4 protein-coding genes and 1 pseudogene are annotated in these 4,147 nt (G+C 66.0%); all 5 read left to right on the top strand.

The features are described from left to right. Window positions 1–1,048 (top strand): hypothetical protein (locus DD1DGNOD_RS09175; protein ID WP_165036548.1); only part of this gene is annotated, 1,048 nt, incomplete at its 5' end. A 4-nt stretch (window positions 1,049–1,052) separates the two neighbouring features. Continuing rightward, window positions 1,053–2,141 (top strand): iron-containing alcohol dehydrogenase, encoded by a 1,089-nt coding sequence (locus tag DD1DGNOD_RS09170; protein ID WP_131769897.1) that lies wholly within the window; start codon window positions 1,053–1,055, stop codon window positions 2,139–2,141. Window positions 2,142–2,174: 33 nt separating this feature from the next. Next, window positions 2,175–2,849, top strand: coding sequence for a class I SAM-dependent methyltransferase (locus DD1DGNOD_RS09165; protein ID WP_131766619.1), 675 nt, complete (start codon window positions 2,175–2,177; stop codon window positions 2,847–2,849). After that, a complete protein-coding gene (locus DD1DGNOD_RS09160; protein ID WP_131766620.1) occupies window positions 2,839–3,651 on the top strand; it encodes a class I SAM-dependent methyltransferase in 813 nt (270 codons plus the stop codon). Before DD1DGNOD_RS09165 ends, DD1DGNOD_RS09160 begins: the two co-directional genes overlap by 11 nt. A gap of 30 nt (window positions 3,652–3,681) precedes the next feature. Next, a pseudogene (locus DD1DGNOD_RS30755) lies at window positions 3,682–3,938 on the top strand (S-adenosylmethionine synthetase N-terminal domain-containing protein); the annotation flags it as partial. Between the last annotated feature and the right edge of the window lie 209 nt (window positions 3,939–4,147).

Below are 4,147 nucleotides of genomic sequence, written 5' to 3'. Positions count from 1 at the left end.
ATACTACGAGTACCGCGACACCGCGTTCTCACGTCTGTCACCATTCCGTCCGGAATGGATCCGCGAACTGCGCGTGGTCTCCGACTGCAACCCCGATAACCCGGATGCCGCGTTCAACCACGGGCACTTCCTGCACCAATACAGCATGTACGTGGGACCGGTGAACCACTACTGGGAGATCGACGGCCGACGCTACGCCGCCGAGATGACCACCGGGGACTCCAGCTACACCACCCCGTTCCGGCCACACACGTTCACCAGCCGCTCGGCCACCGAACGGGCCCTCATCCTCGCGGTGGCCTTCGGCGGGAACGTGCGCCGCGCCCAGCGTGAGCTCTACGCGCTCGGCACTCGCGCCGAGCACTATCTGCTCGACCAGGCCACCACGACCGCAGCCACCAAGAGCCTGGTACGCCAATACCTGCGCGATGCCGCCCTCACCGTCGAACGACTCGACACCGAGCTACGGCATGCCGGGGCCACGCTGACCGCCCGCGACGCCGTCGAGGGCGACCGCCCCCTTGACGCGAACGACCTCGATCACCTTGCGGCCACGCTCGGGGTCAGCGTCCGTGATCTCCACGTTCCCGTCTTCGACGACAGCGAGGAGGTCATCGTCGAACACACCGGCGTCGACGACGGATACCCCTATCCCGCGTCCACCGATCACCGCTACACCATCCGGCCGATGATCCGCACGGCGAAGATGCCGGCCATGCGGGGCTTCACCGCCCGCGTCACCACCCCCGACAGCGACCTGACCGGTGGGTTCACCAGCAGTCTGCACAGCTGGATCTACAACTACGGCAACCACGCCGCCCGGCTGTGCTGGTCGGACGGCACCAGCGAACGCCAGACCGTGGTCGAGCCCGACGACTCCCTCTACATCCAGCCCTTTGTTACCCACGCGTTTTCCCGGGCCGACAGCGAACCCGCCGACCTCTGCGTCGTCCGGGTCGCTGGGCACGTCAGCGGCGACACCCAGCGCGAGCTGTCGCACTTTCCCTCGATCAGCCGGGTCGTGCGCGAAGACCGGCGCTGGTTCTGACGCCATGGACACTCTCAGCCTCACGGTTCCCTGGAACCCCGTCCGGGTGCAGGTACGCCACGGTGCTCTTGAGCTCGCGGTCGACCACGCTCGCCGCCCTGCCGTGGTGGTCACCGGCCCCCGCCTGCGGGGACGGGCGCCGACCGGTGCCACGCACCTGACCGTCGCCTCGGCACGGTGGACCGCGGTACGGACGTTGGCCGCCGAGCTCCGCCGCCTGAATCCGCGCTCGGTCATCGCGATGGGCGGTGGCTCGGTGATGGACGCCACCAAGGTGGCATGTGCCCTGGCAGACTCACCCGAGACACATGCCGGCGACCTCGATGGTCTCGTCGCCGGCCAGGTGCCGCTTCGCCGCACGAGCGAGCTGTGGGCCATTCCCACGACCGCCGGCACGGGCAGCGAAGTCACCAAATGGTCCTCGATCTGGACCGAGGACGGCCGGAAAGTCAGCGTCGAAGCTCCCGCGCTTTACCCTGACAGCGCCGTAATCGATTCCGGTCTGACCGCATCGATGAGCCCCCGGCTCACTGCAGCAACCGGGCTGGACGCCACCGCACATGCCATCGAAAGCATCTGGAACAACAACCACCGTCCCGAGACCGACCAGCACGCCAGCTACGCGTTGACGCTCATCGCAGCACATCTGCCCTACGCGGTCTCCGCACCCGATCGCCGGCACCGCGCGGGCATGAGCGCTGCGGCGTTGCATGCCGGTCTGGCGCTGAGCTGGTGCCGCTCCACCGCACCGCACGCGTTGAGCTACCCCCTCACCGGCATCCTCGGTATCGAGCACGGCCTCGCGGTCGCCCTCATGCTCCTGGCGGTGCTGGAGCCCACCGAGCGGATCGCTCCCGACCGGGTCGCCCTCGCGGCGCACTCACTTGGTGTCACCGGCGCGGACGGGGTTGCCGCGTTCATCCGCGATGTCTTCCGCCGCGCCGGACTCGGCACACACCTGCGCGATTTCGCCGTCACCAGGGAATTCCTCGACGTGCTCGCCGGGACCGCGATCACCCAGCCCCGCTACGCCAACCACCCCGAAGGGCTTACCAGAGACGACATCCATCACGCTCTGGAAAGAATCCTATGAGGACAGACGATCAACCACTGTGGAGGTGCTGACATGAGCGACGTCGACAAGCTGATCGACGAGCAACAACGATTCTACTCGGCCAAAGCGGAAGAATACGTCGCCTGGATCCGCGACTACATGGATCCCGTACGCCCGTATATCGACAAACTCGTGCGCGCCAGCCCATTGGCTGGGTCCATTCTGGAGCTCGCGCCCGGCACCGGGTACTGGACCGAAACTCTCAGCGGACTCGCCCACGACGTTACCGTAGTCGACGGCTCCCACGAAATGCTCGACATCGTCGCCCGCCGCAACCTGCCCAACGTCACCCCTGTGCAGGCCGACCTGTTCACCTGGCAACCGGACCGGAAATGGGACTTCGTGTTCTTCGTGCACTGGCTCGCACACGTACCTGCCGCAAAGCTCCCCGGGTTTTGGGACATGCTCGACCATGCCCTCAAACCCGGCGGGAAAGTCATCTTCGTCGACGTCACCGATGAAGAGAAAGCCATCGAAACCGGAGTCGGTGAAGAATCCTCTGTCCCCATCGTCACCCGCAGTCTCAACGATGGCCGGAAATTCACCGTGATCAAAAACTACTGGGATCCCAACGAGCTGCTCTTCGTGCTCGCCACCTGGGGCTGGAGTGGCACCGCCACCCCCGTGGGCAAAGACGAAGGCCGCGGATTCGTCTACTACACCGTGGAGCGCACCAATGATCACTGACCTGGCCAGCTACGACCCCGAGCGCACCTACACCACAGCAGCCCACGACTACGACGCCGCACTCGAACAATTCTGGGGCTTCTGCGCCCGCAACACCATCGAACGCCTCCTGCTCCAACCCGGCGACCGTGTCCTCGATGTCGCCTGCGGCCCCGGACCGGCCGCCCTCCGTGCCGCCGAGCGCGTACGACCCGACGGGCGGGTCGAAGGCGTGGACATCTCCGAGGAGATGCTGACCATCGCCCGCCGTCACGCCCACGAAAGCGGTCTGGACAACGTCACCTTCACCCGCGGCGACATGGACTCCCTGCCCTACGACACCGAATCCTTCGACGCGGTCACCATGGTCCTCGGGCTCTTCTTCGCCAAAGACATCGTCGGCACCCTCACGGGCCTGTGGAGGCTCGTCCGGCCCGGCGGAACGCTGGCCATCACCACCCTGGGCCCGAAATTCTTCCACCCCATGTTCGACGTCTTCCTCGACGCCGTCCGCGCCGAACGCCCCGACCTCGAACTGTCCATCCCCTGGCAGCGCACCGAAGACCCGGACACCCTGCGCACCATGCTGCTCGACGCTGGCATCCCCAACCCGGCTGTCACCGATGAACTCACCCCTATGGCCCTACCCAATCCGCAAGCCTGGTGGCGTATCGTCCGCGGCACCGGAATCCGCCGCATCGAAATGGAACTCGACGACGACACCTCGGCCCGCGTCCGCCGCGCCAACGAGCAGTGGATCGTCGACCACGAGTTGACCAGCCTCGTTCTCGGCGTCAACTACGCCACCGCCACCAAGAAATAGCAGCGGAGACTCAGGTGCGGGAGCGAGGTGATTCATCATGGCCCCCATCCTCGACGACTCCTCACCTCGGAGTCGGTGGCTAAGGGATACCCTGACAAGATCTGTGATGCAATCGGTGATAGGATCCTTGACGCCCTGCTCACCCAGGACCACACAGCAGAGTCGCAATAGAGGCACTCGTCACGACCGGGCAGGTGCACATCGGCGGGGAAGTCACCAGCACCGCATCGATGGACATCCCGGCGATCGTGCGCGCCACCATTCTCGACATCGGCTGCGACTCCTCGGGCCCAAAGGGACATCCGACTCCCGGCGGCAGCCGCCCGGAACTGCTGCAAACCTTCAGCCCCTGACATTCCAGCCGACGTCCGCCGCGCCGTGGAAGCGGCCTCGCCGACCGGCACCGGTTGCGCCGCTTCCAGCCCGACATGACCTTTCCCACCATCAACGCCGCCCCGACCACCTCGGCGTTCGCCAGCAGACTGATCGTTGTCTC

Origin of the sequence: Candidatus Protofrankia californiensis (assembly GCF_900634765.1) — a bacterium.
GTDB classification, from domain to species: domain Bacteria; phylum Actinomycetota; class Actinomycetes; order Frankiales; family Frankiaceae; genus Protofrankia; species Protofrankia californiensis.
The sequence above is the reverse complement of the archived record's forward strand: the minus strand, read 5'-3'. Positions and strand labels throughout refer to the sequence as shown.